This is a genomic window from Cytobacillus sp. FSL R5-0569, from assembly GCF_038007265.1.
GTDB lineage: Bacteria > Bacillota > Bacilli > Bacillales > Cytobacillaceae > Cytobacillus > Cytobacillus kochii.
Window position 1 is genome coordinate 185,912 of record NZ_JBBOWW010000001.1, and the last position, 23,162, is coordinate 209,073.

General features: G+C 40.6%; 16 protein-coding genes, 8 tRNA genes and 3 rRNA genes. 24 read left to right on the top strand and 3 right to left on the bottom strand.

Annotated features, from left to right (window positions below):
- The first annotated feature begins 112 nt into the window (after nucleotides 1-112).
- The 6 genes from MKX78_RS01005 to MKX78_RS01030 all read left to right on the top strand — a co-directional run bounded on the left by MKX78_RS01005 (nucleotide 113) and on the right by MKX78_RS01030 (nucleotide 8,864).
- On the top strand, nucleotides 113-1,300 hold the full coding sequence (locus tag MKX78_RS01005; protein WP_095371085.1) for a DUF4317 domain-containing protein: 1,188 nt from the start codon (nucleotides 113-115) through the stop codon (nucleotides 1,298-1,300).
- Nucleotides 1,301-2,135: 835 nt separating this feature from the next.
- Nucleotides 2,136-4,811 carry a YhgE/Pip domain-containing protein gene (locus MKX78_RS01010; RefSeq protein ID WP_307316859.1) on the top strand — a complete coding sequence of 892 codons (2,676 nt, stop codon included), beginning with the start codon at nucleotides 2,136-2,138 and terminating at the stop codon, nucleotides 4,809-4,811.
- Between the two features lie 662 nt (nucleotides 4,812-5,473).
- The gene (proC, locus tag MKX78_RS01015; RefSeq protein ID WP_095371082.1) at nucleotides 5,474-6,310 is read left to right on the top strand and encodes a pyrroline-5-carboxylate reductase; all 837 of its coding nucleotides are present in this window, start codon (nucleotides 5,474-5,476) and stop codon (nucleotides 6,308-6,310) included.
- Between the two features lie 90 nt (nucleotides 6,311-6,400).
- Nucleotides 6,401-6,844, top strand: a complete 444-nt coding sequence (locus tag MKX78_RS01020; protein WP_322910585.1) for a DUF2521 family protein — start codon at nucleotides 6,401-6,403, stop codon at nucleotides 6,842-6,844.
- A gap of 64 nt (nucleotides 6,845-6,908) precedes the next feature.
- Complete coding sequence (gene cwlD / locus MKX78_RS01025) at nucleotides 6,909-7,628, top strand: N-acetylmuramoyl-L-alanine amidase CwlD (protein ID WP_095371080.1); 720 nt, start codon at nucleotides 6,909-6,911, stop codon at nucleotides 7,626-7,628.
- Nucleotides 7,629-7,814: 186 nt separating this feature from the next.
- Nucleotides 7,815-8,864: an Mrp/NBP35 family ATP-binding protein gene (locus tag MKX78_RS01030; protein ID WP_095371079.1), complete on the top strand. Its 1,050-nt coding sequence runs from the start codon at nucleotides 7,815-7,817 to the stop codon at nucleotides 8,862-8,864.
- 44 nt (nucleotides 8,865-8,908) lie between these two features.
- Here MKX78_RS01030 and gerD read toward each other — a convergent pair whose 3' ends face one another.
- Complete coding sequence (gene gerD, locus MKX78_RS01035; protein WP_341049373.1) at nucleotides 8,909-9,574, bottom strand: spore germination lipoprotein GerD; 666 nt, start codon at nucleotides 9,572-9,574, stop codon at nucleotides 8,909-8,911.
- Between the two features lie 148 nt (nucleotides 9,575-9,722).
- Here gerD and MKX78_RS01040 point away from each other — a divergent pair, with 148 nt between their 5' ends.
- Nucleotides 9,723-10,364, top strand: a complete 642-nt coding sequence (locus tag MKX78_RS01040; protein WP_095371077.1) for a KinB-signaling pathway activation protein — start codon at nucleotides 9,723-9,725, stop codon at nucleotides 10,362-10,364.
- 19 nt (nucleotides 10,365-10,383) lie between these two features.
- Here the strand turns inward: MKX78_RS01040 and pdaB are convergent, their stop codons facing one another.
- Nucleotides 10,384-11,136 (bottom strand): polysaccharide deacetylase family sporulation protein PdaB, encoded by a 753-nt coding sequence (gene pdaB / locus MKX78_RS01045; protein WP_095371076.1) that lies wholly within the window; start codon nucleotides 11,134-11,136, stop codon nucleotides 10,384-10,386.
- Between the two features lie 138 nt (nucleotides 11,137-11,274).
- Between pdaB and MKX78_RS01050 the strand changes: the two genes are divergently transcribed.
- From MKX78_RS01050 to rocF, 13 genes are all read left to right on the top strand, one after another.
- Nucleotides 11,275-11,514: a hypothetical protein gene (locus MKX78_RS01050; RefSeq protein WP_095371075.1), complete on the top strand. Its 240-nt coding sequence runs from the start codon at nucleotides 11,275-11,277 to the stop codon at nucleotides 11,512-11,514.
- Between the two features lie 252 nt (nucleotides 11,515-11,766).
- Nucleotides 11,767-13,315, top strand: a 16S ribosomal RNA gene (locus tag MKX78_RS01055).
- A 326-nt stretch (nucleotides 13,316-13,641) separates the two neighbouring features.
- Nucleotides 13,642-16,574 (top strand): 23S ribosomal RNA (locus MKX78_RS01060).
- A gap of 230 nt (nucleotides 16,575-16,804) precedes the next feature.
- Nucleotides 16,805-16,921, top strand: a 5S ribosomal RNA gene (gene rrf / locus MKX78_RS01065).
- The 16S, 23S and 5S rRNA genes sit together here with 8 tRNA genes alongside, the layout of an rRNA operon.
- Nucleotides 16,922-16,940: 19 nt before the next feature.
- Nucleotides 16,941-17,015: transfer RNA gene (locus tag MKX78_RS01070), tRNA-Asn, on the top strand.
- 31 nt (nucleotides 17,016-17,046) lie between these two features.
- A tRNA-Thr gene (locus MKX78_RS01075) sits at nucleotides 17,047-17,119 on the top strand.
- A 24-nt stretch (nucleotides 17,120-17,143) separates the two neighbouring features.
- Nucleotides 17,144-17,218 (top strand) — tRNA-Glu (locus tag MKX78_RS01080).
- A 4-nt stretch (nucleotides 17,219-17,222) separates the two neighbouring features.
- Nucleotides 17,223-17,298, top strand: a tRNA-Val gene (locus MKX78_RS01085).
- A gap of 20 nt (nucleotides 17,299-17,318) precedes the next feature.
- A tRNA-Thr gene (locus tag MKX78_RS01090) sits at nucleotides 17,319-17,394 on the top strand.
- Between the two features lie 18 nt (nucleotides 17,395-17,412).
- Nucleotides 17,413-17,496: transfer RNA gene (locus tag MKX78_RS01095), tRNA-Tyr, on the top strand.
- 79 nt (nucleotides 17,497-17,575) lie between these two features.
- A tRNA-Gln gene (locus tag MKX78_RS01100) sits at nucleotides 17,576-17,650 on the top strand.
- A 5-nt stretch (nucleotides 17,651-17,655) separates the two neighbouring features.
- Nucleotides 17,656-17,728, top strand: a tRNA-Lys gene (locus tag MKX78_RS01105).
- Nucleotides 17,729-18,107: 379 nt separating this feature from the next.
- Nucleotides 18,108-19,004: an arginase gene (rocF, locus tag MKX78_RS01110; RefSeq protein ID WP_341049375.1), complete on the top strand. Its 897-nt coding sequence runs from the start codon at nucleotides 18,108-18,110 to the stop codon at nucleotides 19,002-19,004.
- A 24-nt stretch (nucleotides 19,005-19,028) separates the two neighbouring features.
- Here the strand turns inward: rocF and MKX78_RS01115 are convergent, their stop codons facing one another.
- Nucleotides 19,029-19,193, bottom strand: a complete 165-nt coding sequence (locus MKX78_RS01115) for an aspartyl-phosphate phosphatase Spo0E family protein (RefSeq protein WP_095371073.1) — start codon at nucleotides 19,191-19,193, stop codon at nucleotides 19,029-19,031.
- A 321-nt stretch (nucleotides 19,194-19,514) separates the two neighbouring features.
- Between MKX78_RS01115 and sigW the strand changes: the two genes are divergently transcribed.
- From sigW to MKX78_RS01135, 4 genes are all read left to right on the top strand, one after another.
- Entirely contained in the window at nucleotides 19,515-20,078 is a 564-nt protein-coding gene (sigW, locus tag MKX78_RS01120; RefSeq protein WP_095371072.1) for an RNA polymerase sigma factor SigW, read from the top strand.
- 13 nt (nucleotides 20,079-20,091) lie between these two features.
- A complete protein-coding gene (locus tag MKX78_RS01125; RefSeq protein WP_095371071.1) occupies nucleotides 20,092-20,721 on the top strand; it encodes an anti-sigma factor family protein in 630 nt (209 codons plus the stop codon).
- Between the two features lie 244 nt (nucleotides 20,722-20,965).
- Nucleotides 20,966-21,808 carry a diadenylate cyclase CdaA gene (gene cdaA / locus MKX78_RS01130; RefSeq protein ID WP_095371070.1) on the top strand — a complete coding sequence of 281 codons (843 nt, stop codon included), beginning with the start codon at nucleotides 20,966-20,968 and terminating at the stop codon, nucleotides 21,806-21,808.
- Nucleotides 21,801-23,129: a CdaR family protein gene (locus MKX78_RS01135; RefSeq protein WP_341049377.1), complete on the top strand. Its 1,329-nt coding sequence runs from the start codon at nucleotides 21,801-21,803 to the stop codon at nucleotides 23,127-23,129. Before cdaA ends, MKX78_RS01135 begins: the two co-directional genes overlap by 8 nt.
- Nucleotides 23,130-23,162: the final 33 nt, after the last annotated feature.

Here is a 23,162-nt window from a genome sequence, read left to right on the forward strand (position 1 = left end):
CAATCTATGGAGTTAAGTCATCCATTAGCCCATTTAATTATGTTAAAATGAAAAGATAAAATTCAGTTGATTGATCCATGGTTTGCATAATGAATTAAGGGAGAATCCATTTTTGAATAAAAAAGATATAGCTGACTTTAAAAAACAATTTAAGATGAATAATGATTTATTAAAGATTAAAGATATTTTTAATGTTTATATAATGAAAGAATCTAGTGAAGTTTATCACCATCAAAGCACGCCATTCGAAATGCTTGAACAAGAACAGCAGGAACTTTTCTTAACCAACTTCAAAAAAGTACTGACAGGCCAGTTGGATCAGAAGTTGTTTGAATTGAAATTCCAGCGAAATATAGAGAATAGTAGCCAACTGATACTTCATCAAGCGATACTTACGAATGATACGGATGAATGGAAAGGGCATATGTTGGATCTTGTGGAAAAGATGTTGAAGGATAAACAGTACGAAATGGATATTGTCGTTACGTTTATACATGGTGAATATTTAAAGCCTACGAAACGGAGTAACGAAGAGACCGAAGAAAGCAGCCGAGATGCGGTTTATGCCAATCCTTTTATCTTATGCAGTATCAACAAGACGATAGATCCCAAAAAAGAGCTACTGTTTGACTATGTGGAGAAAGAATTCAAGTATCACTTTGTCGTTGATCCTGTTATCAATTTGAAAGTACCAGTTGGCGGATTTCTATTTCCTAGCTTTACTGATCATGCTGCAGATGTGAATCATGTACTCTATTCAGCAGGAAAGGCATATGAGCTGGATTATCATTTCATTGAAGAAGTATTAAATGCTGAAGAAGCTATGACAGCACAAGACGATAAGATTGTGTTTGAGGAAATTGTAAAGGATGTTGCAGGCAACCAGATTAATACGTCGATACTTGCCAATGTATTCGATGAAATCCAACGAGTGGTGGAAGAGAATGAAGAGCCTGATGCCCCGAAACTGGACTATCGCGATGTGGAGAAGGTTCTAACAACTAGCGGTGTGCAGGATGTCGATCGCCAAAAGGTAGAATCAGCTTTCAAAAAGGTAATTGACGATGAAAATTATGAGCTGAAAGCAACCAGTATTGTGCCAAAGTATACGTCTAAGTCAATTAAAATCAAAACAAAAGTAGCAGATATTTCTGTTTGTCCGCAGGATTTGCGCTATGTTCGTCAAATGCATGTGGATGGTAAGCTTTGTCTAATGATTGAAGTGGAAGAGAACACAGTGATTGAAGGCTTTGAAATGATTCCAGAAGCAATATTTAATAAAGTAAAAGATGAAGAATAAAGAAAGATTTATCCCAATAAGTATTTAATAAGAATGGGATATAAAAATTAGCCGCCTTAGCCCAAATATAAGGCGGTTAAGCGTGATTTACCGGTAAATTGACACGAGATATGACCTATCCACCCTCCTCATTTTAAATAGATTCCCCAAAATGCCTGTATTACATTGGCATACTTTTCGAATATGCGATTAGATAGATATAGTCCATTCAGTTCCACTTTTTCTTTATTCCTTGAATATATTTTTTAAAATATGAGCCGAAGGATTCCGTGGCTTAACAGAGTCCAAAGCAAGTGATGTTTATAGGGCAAGGGTACGACTTGTGTATATTTTACTGCTCAACATGCAACATTGGATAATATCTACTTATTAATAGGGTTCATTCCACTATTCTTTTAAAATGAGTATAAAAACCATATAAAATAATCCAAACTAATAGAAGGTAAAGAACCCTAATCATTCGGATGCATCTGATATCATTATCCCAACCACTGATTGATGTGACATTTACAAAAAGGAACCCAACTCTCTATTTTTTAAATCCAATTTGAATCGTATCATTAACTTGTTAGGAGCTTTATTTAAACCTAACAGTAAATGATGTGGTTTCTTAAATGACATATGCTTTCATCTGGCGTTGATAAAAAGTCTTTGTATGCTTTTAAAATGTTTACAATGTACCAATTATTGCCCCTTTTTAAAGCGACGCCTTCTCGATAAGCAACCATTAATTTGTAATTTAAAATTTCCAGTGACTTTTAAATGGAAACTTCCAAAAGGATGTTGTATTCTTATAGGTATTGAATTGGGGTTTTCTGTTATTAGAAGGCCCATCATGAATAAGGAAGGTGGAAGATTGAAGCAGATTTTCAGCATTGTCAGGCAGGATTTTAGGAATTTACGCAGGGTACCGTTAGTTGCGTTACTACTAATCGGTTTAGCCTTTTTGCCGTCATTGTATGCATGGTTTAATATTGCTGCATCGTGGGATCCATATAGCGAGACGAGTCAAATTAAGGTAGCAATTGTCAATGAAGATAGTGGCACAGAGCTTGAAGGGAAAGAAATGAATATAGGGCAAGAGCTCGTTGATCAATTAAAAGATAATGATCAAATGGGTTGGACCTTTGTGAATAGGCAGGTAGCTGAAGAAGGAGTAAGAGATGGAGATTATTATGCTGCGGTCTATATTGACGAGGATTTTTCGAAACAATTAACAAGTGTGGTGGATGGTGAACCAGAGGCACCGGAAGTCAGGTATGAGGTAAATGAAAAATTAAATGCGATTGCACCAAAGATGACATCTGCAGGCGCTTCCGCATTAGTTGAACAGATTAGTGAGAATTTTTTAGCCGAAGCATCAAAAGCCCTATTCACGGAATTTAACAATATCGGTATTAAGTTAGAGGAAGAACTACCGACCATTCTTAAAGTGGAGAATAATATATTTGCATTAGAAGAACGTTTTCCGGAGTTAAATGAACTAGGTGAAAAGATTGTCACGTTAAATGAAGACTGGCCAGAGATGAAGGAAACAATCACAAAAGTAATTGCCCTGGAAGAGAAATTTCCTGAATTAAATCAAGGAGCACAGCACATACTCACATTAGAAGAAAAGCTTCCGCTCATCAATCAATTAGGTGATCAAGTATTGACATTAGAAGAGCGGTTACCAGAAATTGAAGAGGCAGCAGAGCGATTAACAGAAGCAAGTCAGCAGTTTGGAGAAGTATCAGATCAGTTAAATCGAGCGTTAAAAGGTGTTCAAACAGCGCAAGAGGTGATTGAGCGTGTGCAGGAAGCTTTACCGAAAGCCAATCAAATGGCAGCTGATGCTGAAGAATATGTTAAAAGTCTAAATAGCTTTTTATCAGCAAATGAAGGGGCAATTGAGCCCATATTAGATGTTATTACTCAAAATGCAGTTATCATTGAAAATACGGCCAATTCCATTGACCAAGTACTTAAACAACTCGAAAATGACCAAATGAACAATTCGGTCAATCAATCGATTAAAGATTTACAGCAACAATTGCAAACAAATATTACATCAGTTAATCATGCGATTGATATGTTTACGGCGTTAAATCAAAACGGTCAATTTACAACGGTGATTGATTCATTAACACAATTATCACAGCAGTTAACAGCACTTAATGATTCCCTAGCGCAAGCGGGCTCAGGTGAGTTATCAAAAGAGCAAATCCAAGTACTTAGGAAACAGGCTCAAGATACCGCTGCTCAAGCGGGAAGACTTGTTGGTTTTATGAACAATGGTGGAAAGCAAGAGATCTTAAATGGCATGCAACAATTGAATGATACAGCACAAAAAGCTGCGGGCGATTTAGAGAAAATTCAACAAGACATGCCGAATATAGAAGAAGTGCTAACAAATGCAGAAGGAATTGCTGAGACAGGTGAAGCACAGCTCAATCAAATCATTGCTGACTTACCGGCAATCGAGGAGAAAATAGGTGAAATCGTTGCAAAGATTGAGACGGATTTACCCAAAGCAGTTGATGCCGTTCATAAGGCAAGCGACTTTATTCGAAATGACCTCCCAGGTGTGGAAGAAAAAGTTCATCAAGCAAGTAACTTTGTCCGTAATGACCTCCCTAAAATTGAGTCAGAATTCTCGCGAATAGCGGGCTTAGTGAATGAAAACCTTCCTGAGGTGGAAAAAGGACTTTCTGAAGTTACCGCGTTCATTCAAGGGAATCTTCCTGCGCTTGAAGATTCGGTCCATAAAGCAGCCGATGATATTCGAGATTTTAAGGCAAATAATGATTTGGGAGAAATCATTGCGTTATTAAAAAATGATATTCAAAAAGAAAGTGAATTCTTTAAAGAGCCGGTAAAGCTTGTTGAGGATCAATTATATCCAATCCCAAATTACGGTTCAGCGAATACACCCTTTTATACTGTGTTATGTTTATGGGTAGGTGCACTGTTATTAGCGAACTTATTAAAAACAGATGTCCACCCAAAAGATATGAAAGAGGAGTATTCTATTCGTCATGTTTACCTTGGCAGGCTTGTCCTATTTTTAATCGTTGGCTTTCTACAAGGGTTAATTGTTAGTGTTGGTGATCTTCTGATTCTTGGAACTTACGCAGCAAATCCGGTTTGGTTTGTGATATTTACTGTCATTATTGCGATGATGTTTATGACAATGGTCTATACGATTGTCTCAATCTTTGGCAATATTGGTAAGGCGTTAGCGATTATACTCATGGTATTGCAGTTATCAGGTGCAGGCGGTACTTTCCCGATTCAAGTTGCACCAGCATTTTTCCAAGCGATTAATCCATTCTTACCATTTACACATGCGATTAATATTCTGAGAGAAGCAGTTGGAGGCATTGTCCCTCATGTCGTCTGGATGAGTTTTCTATACTTATTTCTCTTTTTCGTAGCCTCTTTAATCTTAGGGCTTGTACTAAAAAAACCATTAACGCCTTGGTTAAAGAAGACAGCGGAGAAATCTCGTTCTAGTCGATTAGTTGATTAATATAGAGCTTTTTGTCACTTATCGTGGCGAAAAGCTTTTTTTGATGATGTACATCAAATTTTTTCGGTGATTTAATTTACAGAACAGTGATTGTTGGTGGCGATAATTTAAAGGGAGTGGGGGCAGATCTTTTTACGAGGTTGGTAATTAGGCAAGTCGCTCTGTTTGAAAATGTGAAGGGGTACATAGTTACAAGGGAAAGCAAAGGGATAAGTAGCGCAAAACAGATTTGTGACGTTCCTTAGTGGAAGCGTAAATGTTTAGCAGTTCTTTTCGGATGATGTGGCTCATACCTATCATCGTCATAAAATCTGAATAGTTCTCCTCATCCGTTTTACTTCGTCTCTTCCATTATTTGTTGCTTTGTGTCCTAGAATAAAAGAATAATTTAACATGAAGCTACTATTGAAGTATGTGCAGATGGTTGTCCTTACTTTACAACAAAGATGAAAACACGATATTTAAGATTGAGCCTGCATACAGACCGTTGAGCGAGGTTAGAGGACATCAGGATTTGAATGGTAACGCTTTCTTTCACTATCTCGCTCATATGCTTATGACTTAATCGTTAACCCTTGATTCTAAATAGTGACATGTTAAGATAGATAACGTTGAAAAAAGTACGGAAACGAAGACACAACTTTTAAGGAGTGTTTGTGTAAATGTTAGAGAATAAGACAGTGGCTTTTTTTGGTGCAGGTTCAATGGCGGAATCAATGATTTCAGGAATGATTCATGCGGAGAAGGTACCAGCACAGCAAATTTATGTAACGAATAAATTCAATGGGGATCGGTTGACAGAAATAAAGGAAAGATACGGTGTTCATACGATGCTACAAAAGGATCTACCGTATGAAGAAGTTGATTATTTTATTATGGCAATGAAACCTTATGGCGCAGAAGAAGCCCTTGCCTTCTTAAAAGATAAAATCAGACCTGATCAAGTGGTTGTTTCTGTATTAGCAGGTATTTCTACTTCATATATGGAAGAGAAGCTAAATGATGAGCAGCAAGTTATTCGGGTGATGCCAAATACATCTAGCATGATTCAAGAATCGGCTACAGCGATGTCTCTCGGTTCTTATACACAGAAGCGACATGAGAGAGATGTGAAAGATTTACTTGCTTGTATGGGAGAAGTATTTATCATTGAAGAAGAGCAGATGGATGTTTTCACAGGTCTTGCAGGAAGTGGCCCTGCCTACTTCTACTATCTAATGGAAGAGATGGAGAAGGTGGGTGTAGAACAAGGATTAGAGGCCAAAAAAGCACGGAAAATTATTGCTCAAACGATATATGGAGCAGCAAAAATGGTTTTAGAAAAAGGCGAAGCACCGATTGTTTTACGTGAGAGAGTGACCTCACCTAATGGTACAACTCATTCGGGTGTCGAAGCACTAAAAGCTCATCACGGCGGAGAAGCTATTTCCGAAGCTGTTCAACATGCTGCTGCACGTTCGAAGGAAATTAGAGAAGAGTTAGAAAAAGTAGCACATTAATATAGTGGAAAAATTGGCAGCGGAAATCACCGCTGCTTTTTGTATGCCTCTATACAGGAAGTTAAAGAATAGAGATAGAGGTGAAAACAAGTGACACTTATTACTACATTTGAAGATAAGCGGCGAGAGAAGCAGTTAAAATATGAAAAATCAGTGCTAAAGGAGATCTCAGTAAAGGATCTGAAAGAACAAGTCAAGCACTTATTCGGATCATCTCGTTTATTAACAGGTTTAATGAACCATGCGGGAATAGAGGAAGCTTGCTATGATATGGCAATCGAAGCGTATCTTTTAGGCGCACATTATAGTCATTTTGGTACTAGCGGTGAGACGGCTACTACTGTTCAACATAGATGTAAAGGGGAACTTACGCATTTTACGAATACTCTGTATCATTTTTTCTTATATTGGGCGCAAAATGAAGAAGGGGTTTATAGTGAATCCCTATTCTACAGTTGTGAACAGTATATCTATAGTTGGTGGATGGAAGGGTTTGAAAATGGTCGAAAAAGGCATAAATTAAGACTGCATTAAATCGTTCTAATCATTCTCCTTGTCCCATATATATATTTTGAGGACGAGCGGGGAGTGGTAATAGGTGAAGAAGAAATTAAAAGTAATTGGTTTTATAACTGGACTGGCTATTTTATTCTTTATTTTGCAATATGACTTTTCTGAAGATGATTCCTGGAACGCTTGGAATCTTCCTTTATCCGGAAAGGTTATCCTTCTTGACCCTGGTCATGGCGGTCCGGATGGTGGAGCAGATAATGGAAATGTGTTAGAGAAAGATATTGCCCTAGAAGTTTCTTTGAAGCTGCGTGATTACCTTCAAGAACAAGGAGCCGTGGTGATGATGACACGCGAAGATGATAAGGACTTAGCTGCAGAAGATACTAAAGGCTATAGTAGGCGAAAAGTAGAGGATTTGAAAAAGCGCTTAAATATGATTAACCATAGTGATGCTGATTTTTACGTGAGTGTACATCTGAATTCAATCCCTTCTCCTAAATGGAGAGGAGCACAAACCTTTTTTGCTTCTCATATAGATGGAAATGCACGAGCGGCTAAATTTATCCAAGATGAACTCATCGCTAACTTAGAAAATACGACAAGACGGGCGAAGGAATTAGAAAATGTCTATATTCTTGATCATTCAAAAAAACCAGGTGTCCTTGTAGAAGTAGGCTTCCTATCTAATCAGAACGAGCGGACCTTACTACAAAGCGACGATTATCAAAATAAAATAGCAGCCTCCATTTACAATGGCATAATGCGCCATTACTCTAATGAGAAAGAGATTGTGATTGAAGATTAAACGCGGACAAAAGATTTGTTCGTGTTTTTATTTTCTAAAAATCCCTTCGTGGAAAATATAAACATTTATACAAATAGATCTTTAAGATATTTTAGGCATTGTATAAAGACTGATATTCTAATATGTGTTAGAATGACAATTAGAGTTATTCTAATGAAGAAACGATTTTAAAGGGGTGTAGGATAGATGATTAATGAACAAAAAGTAAGAGAAGCCATTGAGGGCTTACAAGAACCTTTTTTACATAAAACACTCGGGGAACTTCAAGCGATTGAAGAGATTAAAGTAAAAGAGGAGAAGGCTCATGTCAGTGTAAAAATATTGATCGCCAAGACTGCAACAGCTGAACAATTACAATTGCAAACTGAGATTGTGAATCGAATTAAAGCAGCTGGTGCAGAATCCGTGGGTATCCGTTTTAATGAACTACCGGCTGAAACACTAGAAAAACATAGACAAGCAATGCCTGAAGAAGATAAGGGTCTACTATCACCGAATAGTAAAACGAAATTTATTGCTATTGCTAGTGGTAAAGGTGGCGTTGGGAAATCAACAGTATCTGTCAATATGGCTGTCGCTCTTGCTAGGCAAGGAAAGAAAGTCGGTCTAGTAGATGCAGATATTTATGGGTTCAGTGTCCCTGATATGATGGGTATTATGAAGCGTCCTGTGGTAAGAGGTGAGCGCATAATTCCTGTAGAACGTTTTGGTGTTAAGGTTATTTCTATGGGCTTCTTTGTAGAAGATAATGCACCAATTATTTGGAGAGGTCCAATGCTTGGTAAAATGCTCAATAGCTTCTTTAATGAAGTAGAGTGGGGAGATCTTGATTATCTTCTATTAGATTTACCACCAGGAACAGGTGATGTGGCGCTAGATGTTCATACAATGCTTCCATCATGTAAGGAAATCATCGTAACTACTCCTCACCCTACGGCAGCTTTTGTTGCTGCACGTGCTGGTGCGATGGCTATTCGTACTGAACATGAAATCTTAGGCGTAATTGAAAACATGGCTTTCTTTGAAAGTAAAGTTACAGGTGAAAAAGAGTATGTCTTCGGTCATGGTGGCGGAGAAAAACTTGCAGAAGAACTAAGAACAGAGGTAATTGGTCAATTACCACTGCAGCAGCCTGATTGGAGCGAAGAAGATTTCGCACCATCTATTTACGACGCAGATCATCGTTTAGGAAAAATCTATACAGAAATTGCACAACAAGTAATTAAAAAAGCATAATAAGAAAGCATTTGGATGTTAAATCCAAATGCTTTCTTATATTTTTATTCTTCTCCAGAACCTTCTTGGCCGCTTTCTCCTTCACCGCCACCTTCACCGCCACCTTCACCACCTTGTTCACCGCCACCACCTTCGCTACTACCGCCACCACCTTCTTTACCTTCTTTACCTGATTGTGATTCTTCGGCCGCTTTCATAAGAACGTCCTGTAATTTTGCCTTAAAGAGCGGGCTTTCAAAGGTTTCAGTAATGACTGTTTGCAAATGCGCCCTAAATTCTTGACTTTTCATCACTTCTGTTAATTTTTTCTCCATTTCAGGATCCTTTAGAATGTCCATCATCATTTTTTGATAATCTGGATCCTTCATTAAGTCCTTGAGTAACTCCTCATTCTCTGACTTCATGCTTTTAGCCATTGTTTCAGCAAACGCTGGGTCTTCAAATGACTTTTTCCAAAACTCTGTGCCTTTTTCAGATGTCAGTGTACTCTCGATTGTTTCTGTCACCATATTTTGGTCCATTACTAGTTGTTGTTTTATTTTTTCATCAGCCATTAAGTCTTGTAATGCTTGTTTTCCGTCATCCGTTTTTAGTATATCTACAATCATTTTCTTTGTTTGATCATAGTCCATGTGCTCACTACCTGATTGCGAACATGCTGTTAAGGTTAGAATGAGGAGCAATGGAATAATAAAAAGGCTTTTTTTCATGTTAAACTGCCTCCTAAAATAAATATCCCGTACTAATAGAATGAAGAAAATCTGTCAATATTATGCGTAAATTGCGGATTGCCTAGATTTTTCAAGTAAAGATTTGGTACAATCATTAAGTGATAATAACGTTATGGGGGAAAAGGAATTGACTAGCCGTGCTTGGATCAAATTTTTTATAACCACATTACTTGTCGGTGGCGTTGCAACAGGGGTTATTGGTTTTGTCGTGCGTTGGGATGAATTTTCTCATTTATTTACCAATTTTGATGCGTTGGAAATACTATCTGTTCTTTTTTGGTTATTCGGTGTCGGTTTAATTTTTAGTATTATTAGTCAAATGGGATTTTTCGCATATTTAACAGTGCATCGTTTTGGGTTGGGTATTTTTAAGTCTCATCAATTATGGAATGCTGTGCAAATTGTGTTGGTTTTATTTGTGCTATTTGATTTAGTGTACTTCCGTTATAAAGCTTTTGCGGATGCAGGAGATAGTATTCTTCCTTATTTAGGACTTGCAGGTTTTGTTTTAATAGCCGGTGTAGTTATTGCGGCCTTGAAAGTATCCACTACGAATAAACATGCTTTTGTACCAGCGTTGTTTTTTATGGTGGTCGTGACAACGATTGAATGGGTGCCGGTATTAAGAGTAAACGAAGAAAGTTGGTTATGGTTAATGGTTCTACCTTTAATCATTTGTAATGCTTATCAATTACTCGTGTTACCAAAATATAATGCAGAATCTGCCCGTCAAAGAGAAAGATTGGAAGCAAAAAAGTCGTCTGTTTAACCAGGCGACTTTTTGCTGTTTAATTAATTTCTTCTGCCGTTGCATTGGCATTGGCCATCATTTCTGAAATAGTAACTAACTCAAGCTGTTCCTTTTTGAACCCATTTATGATAGAAGGCAATGCTTTGGATGTTTGTTTCACTGAATCAGATGCATGCATCAATACGATTTCTCCATTTTCAGCTTCGAGTACTTTTTGAATAATTTTATCTGTACCTGGATTTGTCCAGTCTTTAGAATCTAAACTCCAATGCACAACTGTATAGCCTAATTGTTTTGCTGCTGCTAAGGTCTTTTTGTCAAAGTGACCAGTAGGTGGTCTAACATATTTAATATCCTTAATATTTAACTTAGCAAACGCGGTTTGTGCTCTAGCTAAATCTTGTCTGATTTTATCTTCTTCTAGCTCTGTATAGTCTTCGTAATTATAACCCAGTATACCGATTTCATATCCAGATTTAGCAATACGTTCGACAATATCAGGGTGGCTCTCAGCCCATGAGCCTGATAAGAAAAATGTAGCAGAAGTGACTTTTTCTTTCTTTAATAAATCTAAAATAGGCTCCGCCTTTTCATCTCCCCAACCAATATTAAAAGTGAGAGCTACTCCTTTCTCCCCTTTATATAATGCCTTCGGTGCGTCTTTTGTAGAAAAAACAGGTAAATGAATCGTTGTTTCCATAAACATAAACATTGCTGTAAAAAATGCAGCTACCAAAATTAAAGTCATTTGTTTTAATCTCTTTGCATGAAATACATAAAAGAACTTCATTCTTATTCACCTCGTCCCAAATACATCCTTGTCCTATATCTATGCAAAAAAATTAAAAACATGATGAATTTATCATTATAAAATGAGTGGGGATGGGTAATATAGTGATAGCTTGTCAAAGAGAGGGTGGAACAATCGTTGATCGGGTTATTACTAAATGGAAAAGAGCAACAAGAAATTGAATACTTATTAAAGAGAGAGATGGATGAAATATTGTTCGATTTAGAAGATGAGCGAATTGCAGATGTTGTTAAAGTTGCAATGAAAGAGAAGTATGAGATACTTTTAAGCTTATTCAAAAGGGTTGTTCCAGCAGATGAATATGCTCATTATAAATTAAATGAAAAAAAGAATAAAAAAATAAAAAAAAGTCATTGACGTTTTAAAAGATATGGTGTTATTATATTAAAGCAGTCGTTAGTGACATCAACTATTAAAAAAGTTTTTAATAAAAAAACAAAAAAGTTGTTGACAAAAACGAGCTTAAATGTTAAATTAATAAAGTCGCTTCTGAAGCGAACGAGATTGTTCTTTGAAAACTGAACGAACATAAAACGTCAAGCGTAATTCTAAAAAAGCTGATTTATCAGCAACAAAGCACCATAGGTGCAAATGAGCTAATCAAACACTTTATTGGAGAGTTTGATCCTGGCTCAGGACGAACGCTGGCGGCGTGCCTAATACATGCAAGTCGAGCGAATCTGAGGGAGCTTGCTCCCAAAGATTAGCGGCGGACGGGTGAGTAACACGTGGGCAACCTGCCTGTAAGACTGGGATAACTCCGGGAAACCGGGGCTAATACCGGATAATATCTATTTATACATATAATTAGATTGAAAGATGGTTCTGCTATCACTTACAGATGGGCCCGCGGCGCATTAGCTAGTTGGTGAGGTAACGGCTCACCAAGGCGACGATGCGTAGCCGACCTGAGAGGGTGATCGGCCACACTGGGACTGAGACACGGCCCAGACTCCTACGGGAGGCAGCAGTAGGGAATCTTCCGCAATGGACGAAAGTCTGACGGAGCAACGCCGCGTGAGTGATGAAGGTTTTCGGATCGTAAAACTCTGTTGTTAGGGAAGAACAAGTATCGGAGTAACTGCCGGTACCTTGACGGTACCTAACCAGAAAGCCACGGCTAACTACGTGCCAGCAGCCGCGGTAATACGTAGGTGGCAAGCGTTGTCCGGAATTATTGGGCGTAAAGCGCGCGCAGGCGGTTCCTTAAGTCTGATGTGAAAGCCCACGGCTCAACCGTGGAGGGTCATTGGAAACTGGGGAACTTGAGTGCAGAAGAGGAAAGTGGAATTCCAAGTGTAGCGGTGAAATGCGTAGAGATTTGGAGGAACACCAGTGGCGAAGGCGACTTTCTGGTCTGTAACTGACGCTGAGGCGCGAAAGCGTGGGGAGCAAACAGGATTAGATACCCTGGTAGTCCACGCCGTAAACGATGAGTGCTAAGTGTTAGAGGGTTTCCGCCCTTTAGTGCTGCAGCAAACGCATTAAGCACTCCGCCTGGGGAGTACGACCGCAAGGTTGAAACTCAAAGGAATTGACGGGGGCCCGCACAAGCGGTGGAGCATGTGGTTTAATTCGAAGCAACGCGAAGAACCTTACCAGGTCTTGACATCCTCTGACAATCCTAGAGATAGGACTTTCCCCTTCGGGGGACAGAGTGACAGGTGGTGCATGGTTGTCGTCAGCTCGTGTCGTGAGATGTTGGGTTAAGTCCCGCAACGAGCGCAACCCTTGATCTTAGTTGCCAGCATTTAGTTGGGCACTCTAAGGTGACTGCCGGTGACAAACCGGAGGAAGGTGGGGATGACGTCAAATCATCATGCCCCTTATGACCTGGGCTACACACGTGCTACAATGGATGGTACAAAGGGCTGCAAGACCGCGAGGTTTAGCCAATCCCATAAAACCATTCTCAGTTCGGATTGTAGGCTGCAACTCGCCTACATGAAGCCGGAATCGCTAGTAATCGCGGATCAGCATGCCGCGGTGAATACGTTCCCGGGCCTTGTACACACCGCCCGTCACACCACGAGAGTTTGTAACACCCGAAGTCGGTGGGGTAACCTTTTGGAGCCAGCCGCCTAAGGTGGGACAGATGATTGGGGTGAAGTCGTAACAAGGTAGCCGTATCGGAAGGTGCGGCTGGATCACCTCCTTTCTAAGGAATATACGGAATTAACTTGATGTTAGACTGTTCGTTCAGTTTTGAGAGTATAATCTCTCAATTCAATCGTTCTTTGAAAACTAGATAATGTAATGAAGAAGATTACCGAGTAATCGCCACCTTAGTTATTTTTTCTCTCTATATATTATAGATTGATTTAAAATACTAAACTTTTTTAATAAACACAACCGAGAGGGTTGTGAGAAGCAAGCAGTTCAAGGAAGCGAGCGAGGAAACACCGGAGTGTGCGTCTTGTGCACATGAGGATGTTGACGAGTGAGCTGACGCCGAAATGCGTAGCTTATCGCAAGCCGAACAATGGTTAAGTTAATAAGGGCGCACGGTGAATGCCTTGGCACTAGGAGCCGATGAAGGACGGGACTAACACCGATATGCTTCGGGGAGCTGTAAGTAAGCTTTGATCCGGAGATTTCCGAATGGGGAAACCCCCTATCCGTTATGGGATAGGATCCATACCTGAATACATAGGGTATGGAAGGCAGACCCGGGGAACTGAAACATCTAAGTACCCGGAGGAAGAGAAAGCAAACGCGATTCCCTGAGTAGCGGCGAGCGAAACGGGATTAGCCCAAACCAAGAGGCTTGCCTCTTGGGGTTGTAGGACATTCTATACGGAGTTACAAAGGAACGAGATAGACGAAGAGGTCTGGAAAGGCCCGCCATAGGAGGTAAAAGCCCTGTAGTTGAAACTTCGTTCCCTCCAGAGTGGATCCTGAGTACGGCGGGACACGAGAAATCCCGTCGGAAGCAGGGAGGACCATCTCCCAAGGCTAAATACTCCCTAGTGACCGATAGTGAACCAGTACCGTGAGGGAAAGGTGAAAAGCACCCCGGAAGGGGAGTGAAAGAGATCCTGAAACCGTGTGCCTACAAGTAGTTAGAGCCCGTTAATGGGTGATAGCGTGCCTTTTGTAGAATGAACCGGCGAGTTACGATTACATGCGAGGTTAAGTTGGACAGACGGAGCCGTAGCGAAAGCGAGTCTGAATAGGGCGAATGAGTATGTGGTCGTAGACCCGAAACCAGGTGATCTACCCATGTCCAGGGTGAAGTCCAGGTAACACTGGATGGAGGCCCGAACCCACGTACGTTGAAAAGTGCGGGGATGAGGTGTGGGTAGCGGAGAAATTCCAATCGAACTTGGAGATAGCTGGTTCTCTCCGAAATAGCTTTAGGGCTAGCCTCATGCGTAAGAATCTTGGAGGTAGAGCACTGTTTGGACTAGGGGCCCTCATCGGGTTACCGAATTCAGACAAACTCCGAATGCCAAAGATTTATCCATGGGAGTCAGACTGCGAGTGATAAGATCCGTAGTCAAGAGGGAAACAGCCCAGACCACCAGCTAAGGTCCCAAAGTATACGTTAAGTGGAAAAGGATGTGGAGTTGCTTAGACAACCAGGATGTTGGCTTAGAAGCAGCCACCATTTAAAGAGTGCGTAATAGCTCACTGGTCGAGTGACTCCGCGCCGAAAATGTACCGGGGCTAAACGTATCACCGAAGCTGTGGATTGAACATCGTTGATGTTCAGTGGTAGGAGAGCGTTCTAAGGGCGTTGAAGCTAGACCGTAAGGACTGGTGGAGCGCTTAGAAGTGAGAATGCCGGTATGAGTAGCGAAAGATGGGTGAGAATCCCATCCACCGAATGCCTAAGGTTTCCTGAGGAAGGCTCGTCCGCTCAGGGTTAGTCGGGACCTAAGCCGAGGCTGAAAAGCGTAGGCGATGGACAACAGGTTGATATTCCTGTACCACCGTATTCTGTTTGAGTGATGGGGGGACGCAGGAGGATAGGGTAAGCGCACTATTGGATGTGCGTCTAAGCAGTTAGAGGGACCATGAGGCAAATCCCATGGTCACATACCTTGAGCTGTGATAGCGAGGGAAATTTAGTACCGAAGTTCTTGATTCCACACTGCCAAGAAAAGCCTCTAGCGAGGAATAAGGTGCCCGTACCGCAAACCGACACAGGTAGGCGAGGAGAGAATCCTAAGGTGAGCGAGAGAACTCTCGTTAAGGAACTCGGCAAAATGACCCCGTAACTTCGGGAGAAGGGGTGCTCATTAGGGTGTTAAAGCCTTGATGAGCCGCAGTGAATAGGCCCAGGCGACTGTTTAGCAAAAACACAGGTCTCTGCGAAGCCGCAAGGCGAAGTATAGGGGCTGACGCCTGCCCGGTGCTGGAAGGTTAAGAGGAGAGGTTAGCTCACGCGAAGCTTTGAATCGAAGCCCCAGTAAACGGCGGCCGTAACTATAACGGTCCTAAGGTAGCGAAATTCCTTGTCGGGTAAGTTCCGACCCGCACGAAAGGCGTAACGATCTGGGCACTGTCTCAACGAGAGACTCGGTGAAATTATAGTACCTGTGAAGATGCAGGTTACCCGCGACAGGACGGAAAGACCCCGTGGAGCTTTACTGTAGCCTGATATTGAATTTTGGTACAGCTTGTACAGGATAGGTAGGAGCCTTAGAAGCCGGAGCGCTAGCTTCGGTGGAGGCGTCGGTGGGATACTACCCTGGCTGTATTGAAATTCTAACCCACATCCCTTATCGGGATGGGAGACAGTGTCAGGTGGGCAGTTTGACTGGGGCGGTCGCCTCCTAAAGAGTAACGGAGGCGCCCAAAGGTTCCCTCAGAATGGTTGGAAATCATTCGTAGAGTGTAAAGGCACAAGGGAGCTTGACTGCGAGACCTACAAGTCGAGCAGGGACGAAAGTCGGGCTTAGTGATCCGGTGGTTCCGCATGGAAGGGCCATCGCTCAACGGATAAAAGCTACCCCGGGGATAACAGGCTTATCTCCCCCAAGAGTCCACATCGACGGGGAGGTTTGGCACCTCGATGTCGGCTCATCGCATCCTGGGGCTGTAGTCGGTCCCAAGGGTTGGGCTGTTCGCCCATTAAAGCGGTACGCGAGCTGGGTTCAGAACGTCGTGAGACAGTTCGGTCCCTATCCGTCGTGGGCGCAGGAAATTTGAGAGGAGCTGTCCTTAGTACGAGAGGACCGGGATGGACGCACCGCTGGTGTACCAGTTGTCTTGCCAAAGGCATCGCTGGGTAGCTATGTGCGGAAGGGATAAGTGCTGAAAGCATCTAAGCATGAAGCCCCCCTCGAGATGAGATTTCCCATAGCGCAAGCTAGTAAGATCCCTGAAAGATGATCAGGTTGATAGGTTAGAGGTGGAAGTGTGGCGACACATGTAGCTGACTAATACTAATCGATCGAGGACTTAACCAATTCGAAATGCGGAGGCGCCTTGCCCAGGTGCGACAAGCATAAGCCAAATTTGACAGGAGGTTGTTCTTTAACCTCATGACAAATTTGGCTTATGACCTCGAGCACCTAGGCGCCGCAGCTAGACAGCACTACGTAAGTAGTCGCGTCAGCAACGCATAGGCGATTACTCAATAAATATCTTCTTCAACATTACCTAGTTTTGAGGGAACGATTCCCTTACAATTTCATAGTCCGGTGGCGATAGCGAGAAGGTCACACCCGTTCCCATACCGAACACGGAAGTTAAGCTTCTCAGCGCCGATGGTAGTTAGGGGCTGTCCCCTTGTGAGAGTAGGACGTTGCCGGGCATACATATTATCATATTATTCCGCAGTAGCTCAGTGGTAGAGCATTCGGCTGTTAACCGAACGGTCGTAGGTTCGAATCCTACCTGCGGAGCCATTTTAAACAAAATCAAAGATATTTAGCTGATGCTTCCATAGCTCAGCAGGTAGAGCACTTCCATGGTAAGGAAGAGGTCACCGGTTCGAGCCCGGTTGGAAGCTCTGGTAAGAACTTTAAATATTTTTGGCCCCTTGGTCAAGCGGTTAAGACACCGCCCTTTCACGGCGGTAACACGGGTTCGAATCCCGTAGGGGTCACCATTTTGGAGGATTAGCTCAGCTGGGAGAGCATCTGCCTTACAAGCAGAGGGTCGGCGGTTCGATCCCGTCATCCTCCACCATTTCAATTTACTATAGATGGGCCGGCCTAGCTCAATTGGTAGAGCAACTGACTTGTAATCAGTAGGTTGGGGGTTCAAGTCCTCTGGCCGGCACCATTTTAATATATTTATGTCGGAGGGGTAGCGAAGTGGCTAAACGCGGCGGACTGTAAATCCGCTCCTTCGGGTTCGGCAGTTCGAATCTGCCCCCCTCCACCATTTCAATTTTATTTGAATGAAAATCCAAAAAGCGGACATAATATAATTAGTCCTTTTTATTTTGTTTTTTTACATACGATGGGCTATAGCCAAGCGGTAAGGCAACGGATTTTGATTCCGTCATTCGCAGGTTCGATCCCTGCTAGCCCAGCCATTTTCGAGCCATTAGCTCAGTTGGTAGAGCATCTGACTTTTAATCAGAGGGTCGAAGGTTCGAGTCCTTCATGGCTCACTTAATCCTTAAACATTTTATGTTTAAGGATTTTTATTTGTTATCTTGTATTTTTCCCATGAGATTAAACATAAGGAAATTACCCACATACTTCTTGTATGAGATATCACAGGGCCTTTCTTTGTACAATCCTTTAAGCTGACTTAACTAAGTAAGCAGAAGAAGCGCATCTATTTTTGGTGATTTGTAATTCAATCTGTGTTTAGAAATATATCATTTTCCGTTTGTGTTCTGCTATCCTGCCCACAGTAATTGACCCAGAGCAATAATAAATGCCCTTTTTTTGTATAGATATACAAAATTTTGCACAGTTGAACCATCAGAATGTAACCGTTTACAATAGAGAGAGAATTCATTCTTTAGTAGGGGGAGCAACTAAATGAAAAACATTTCAATTATTGGTATGCCGATGGACTTGGGACAATTACGAAGAGGGGTAGACATGGGGCCAAGTGCCATCCGATATGCGGGCATTGAAAATAGATTACAAGAACTTAATCACCAAGTTGATGATTTAGGTGATATTGAAATAGGTAGGTCGACTGAACAAATAGATAAGGAAACAGGTTTAAGAAACTTGGACTTAATTGCAGAAAAGACTAAAATCTTAGCAGATCAAGTTGATGGGGTAGTAAAAAAAGGAGCATTTCCTCTTGTTTTAGGAGGGGATCATAGTATCGCTATTGGTACGTTAGCTGGTTTATTACAGCATTATCATAACTTAGGTGTGATTTGGTACGATGCACACGGGGACTTAAATACAGCAGATACTTCGCCATCCGGTAATATTCATGGGATGTCCTTAGCAGTCGCTCTAGGATATGGGCATCCATTGTTATTAGAGGTAGGAGGAGTCCATAAGAAGTTGAAGCCTGAAAATGTTGTGATTATAGGAGCAAGGTCTTTAGACCAAGGCGAAAGGGATTTGATTAAAGCCAAGGGAATAAAAGTCTTTACGATGCATGAAATTGATCGCTTAGGGATGCCGAGGGTAATGGAAGAGACGATTAGTTATTTACAAGACCGAACAGATGGTGTTCACCTTTCGTTAGATTTAGATGGTCTTGATCCATCTGATGCACCTGGTGTGGGTACACCAGTTATGGGGGGGATAAGTTATCGAGAGAGCCACCTTGCTATGGAAATACTGGCAGAATCCCAAATGATTACTTCGGCCGAATTTGTTGAGGTTAATCCAATATTAGATGAAAGAAATAAAACAGCTGATGCAGCGGTGGCCTTAATGGGCTCGCTATTCGGTGAAAAATTACTATAAAGTGAAAGAAGCTTGAGTCGATGCTCAAGCTTCTTTTTTTAATGTTAATGTATAGTATCTATTAATTAGGTTGTCCAATTCAATGCTCGCTTTAAGAACTTGGTGGTTTGAAAATGAAGAAATAGAAGCAAGTTCAACCATTTTAGCTCTGTGTATTTCAATATCTTTTAATAGTTCCTCCGTATACATGAGATCATTGTCCTTTCCATTTGAAAATTTTATTCCAGCACGTAGACAATTTTTAAATGTATGGTCTCTTGTTCGTTGGAGCAAAAATATTGAAGGGAAGGTCTTTTTTCCTTCGTCAACACACTGGTTTTAAATCCTTTATACCCAGTATGAAAATTAATTAAACTACTTTAGTTAAAATTTGTTAAAATATTATGTGATAACTCTTATATAACCAAAGTACTTATGGAGGAAAAGGAACCTAATAAAAAATATGTGAAACCTTTTTGCTATCGATTCGTAAATGATTATCGATAAGCCGCATAGAGCGGGGGTAAATAGATGGAATTGTTGGTGAAGAAAAGAATTAAACAAGTATTAAAAGGAGATCAAGATGCTTACGCTGAAATAGTAGAAATATACAAAGACAGAGTATATCATATCTGTTATCGAATGTTGGGTAATCAACATGAGTCTGAAGATATTGCACAAGAAGCTTTCTTACGAGCATATGTAAATATACAAAGCTTCAATACGAACTTAAAGTTCTCAACATGGTTATATCGCATTGCAACAAACCTATGTATTGACCGGATCAGGAAGAAAAAGCCTGACTATTATTTGGACGCGGAAGTAGCAGGAACAGACGGTTTAAATATGTACTCACAAATTCCCGCGAGTACGAAACTACCTGAAGAAGATGTAGAAAAAATGGAGTTGCAGGAAACCATACAAATGGAAATTTCGAAGCTACCGGAAAAATATCGATCGGTCATCGTGCTTAAGTACATTGAAGAACTATCCTTGAATGAAATCAGTGAGACCTTAGATCTACCATTAGGCACTGTGAAAACGAGGATTCATAGGGGAAGAGAAGCTTTAAGAAAGCAATTACGCTACGTATAAGAAGGTGATTTCAGTGAAATGTAATGAAGAAATTATTGAATATATGCATGAATATTTAGATGAAGAAATAACAGATGAGCATAAACAATTACTCAAAACACATATAGAGCAATGTGAAGAATGCCGCATGCATTTTCATGAACTAAAGCGAGCGATTGCCTTTGTCCAGAGTACGTCACATTTCCAAGCGCCTGCAGGTTTTACTGAGAATGTGATGGCGAGACTGCCTAAAGAAAAGAAAAAAGTAGGTGCACAAAGGTGGCTCAGGAAGCACCCAATGCTTGCTGCAGCATCACTCTTTCTTATCTTAATGTCTGGAAGTGTTCTATCTGCCTGGAATCAAGAAAGTGCATTGTCTGTTTCCAAGCAATCTAATCTAGTGATTGAGAACGATACGGTCATTGTCCCAGAAGGAGAAGTGGTCAAGGGAGATGTTGTTGTTAAGAATGGAAACTTGCAAATAAATGGTGAAGTCGAAGGGGATGCAACGGTCATTAATGGTGAGCAATATTTAGCCTCGGCTGGTAACGTCACAGGAGAAATAAAAGAAGTAGACCAGCTTTTTGAATGGTTATGGTATCACATTAAAAATACAAGTAAAAGTTTAATCTCGACTGTTACACAAGAGGATGAAAAAGAGTAAGAGAATATAGGTCACTGCTATAATGCGGTGGCTTTTTCCTTTGTTCAAAGAAGTGTAAATATGTAATTGTTTGTTAATAAATCGCTTAATCTTTGCATATGTAGTAATAAAAATGTAGGATATATTTTAATAACGTTCACGATTGTATACATAACTAGAAAATTGGATTTCATTAGAAATATGGTATAATAAGTAGGTTAAACGACTATTTTAATGGTGGAAATAAATACTTGGAGGAAGGAAAATGTCGCTTTTAGATTTATCTTTCACAGATTTACCTTTATTAAGGCTTTTAGCGAATACAGTAGACATTCTCCTTGTCTGGTTCGTTATATATAAATTAATTATGATTGTTAAAGGGACGAAAGCCGTCCAATTAGTCAAAGGGATATTTATTATTCTGATTGTAAAGGTTTTAAGTGATATCCTTCATTTGCAAACTTTAGGATGGATGATGGAACAAGTTCTCTTATGGGGGGTACTAGCCATTATTATTATCTTCCAACCAGAGTTGCGTCGTGCACTAGAGCAGCTTGGTAGGGGTAAATTCTTCGTTAGAAGTGGTAACCAAGAAGAGATGGATCAAGATCAATTAGTTACTGCAATTGTAAAGTCTGTTGATTACATGGCTAAGCGGAGAATTGGTGCGCTAATTTCGATTGAACGTGAAACTGGTATGGGTGACTATATTGAAACTGGTATTCCATTGCATTCCAAAATATCATCAGAATTACTTATTAATATCTTTATTCCCAATACACCATTACATGATGGCGCCGTTATTATACAGAAAAGTCAAATTGCAGCTGCTGCATGTTACTTGCCTTTATCAGAAAGTCCTTTTATCTCTAAAGAGTTAGGTACTAGACATAGAGCAGCGATGGGAATTAGTGAAGTAACAGATAGTATCACCATTATTGTGTCTGAAGAGACAGGTGGAATATCTGTAGCGAAAAATGGTGAACTTACACGCGATTTGAAACTCGATCAGCTCAAAGAACTATTAAATGAGAAGCTTATTCACTCAGCTAAATCAAAACAATCTTCTTCCACTCTTTGGAACTGGAGGGGAAAGAAAAATGGATAAATATATTGATAAGCTCATTGATACCAGATGGTTTATGAAGGTAGTGGCTTTATTAATTGCTCTGCTCCTGTTTGATTCGGTTTATGATACGAATAACGATAATAGAAGTATCAATGTACCTGGAGATGATGGCTCAGCTGTCATTGAAAATGTTCCGCTCACAGCTTACTATGATACAGATAATCTTGTCGTTTCCGGACTTCCAGAAACAGTGGCTGTTACTTTAGATGGCCCAAGGAGCCATTTGGAAAATGCGAAGGCACAGCGGAACTTTGAAGTGTTTGTGGACTTATCAGATGCAGAAATTGGTCGACAAGAAGTAGAGGTAGGGATTAAAGATCTATCCGATAAGCTTGAATATATAATTGACCCTTCTACTGTAGATGTAACAATTGATGAAAAAGTAACTGAAGAGTTCAATGTGGAAGCAGAATTTAACAATAGTTTACTTGAAGAAGGTTACAAGGCCGAAGCAGCACTTGCTGAACCTAGTACAGTCAAAATAACAGGTGCCAAAAATGTGATTGAATCGATTGCTTATGTCAAAGCAACTGTTAATACAAAAGGTTCTATAACGGAATCATTTACAGAAACAGCCGCGATTAATGTGCTCGATCGTAATATGAATAAATTAGATGTAGATGTAAATCCAGGTGAGGTGGAGGTTTCGGTCGATGTGAAGCGTTTAAGTAAGACGGTGCCCATCGATATTGTTGAAACCGGGAGCCTTCCTTCGGGAGTTGAGTTAGACTCTCTTAAACTCAGCCAAACAGAAGCAACCATTTTTGCTCCAGAAAATGTTCTAAATGATGTAAAAACGGTTAGGGTAGAGGTCGATTTAAGCAAACTCGATAAAGATCAGGAAATAAAATTACCTGTGATCATCTCAGACGGAATTACTAGTGTTGATCCTAAAGAAGTGACGGTTAATGCCAATGTGACTGTTAAGGAACAAGAAGCACCAGAAGATAGCAGCAGTGAGGAAGAAGAATCACAAGTACAAGAACAAGAGCAGGAACAAGCCGCAAATGAACAAACAGTGAATCGAACCTATTCAGGCATGCCGATAACAATCACAGGATTAGACGACCAATATGATGTGACATTTCAAAGCCCTGATGAAGGTGAGACAAGCTTGAAGGTTTCTGGTAATGAAAAGGATATGAATAGTTTAAGTAAAGGTGATTTTATCCTATCTATAGATGTATCTGGCCTTGATCCTGGAGAACATGAGGTGAATATTCAATTAGACGCACCTCTTGGTGTTGAGTCCCAACTTGAGAGTGAGACGGCAACAATCAATATTACAGAAAAAGAATAGATGGAACAGCAGAGGAAAGTGAAGGAGCGATTA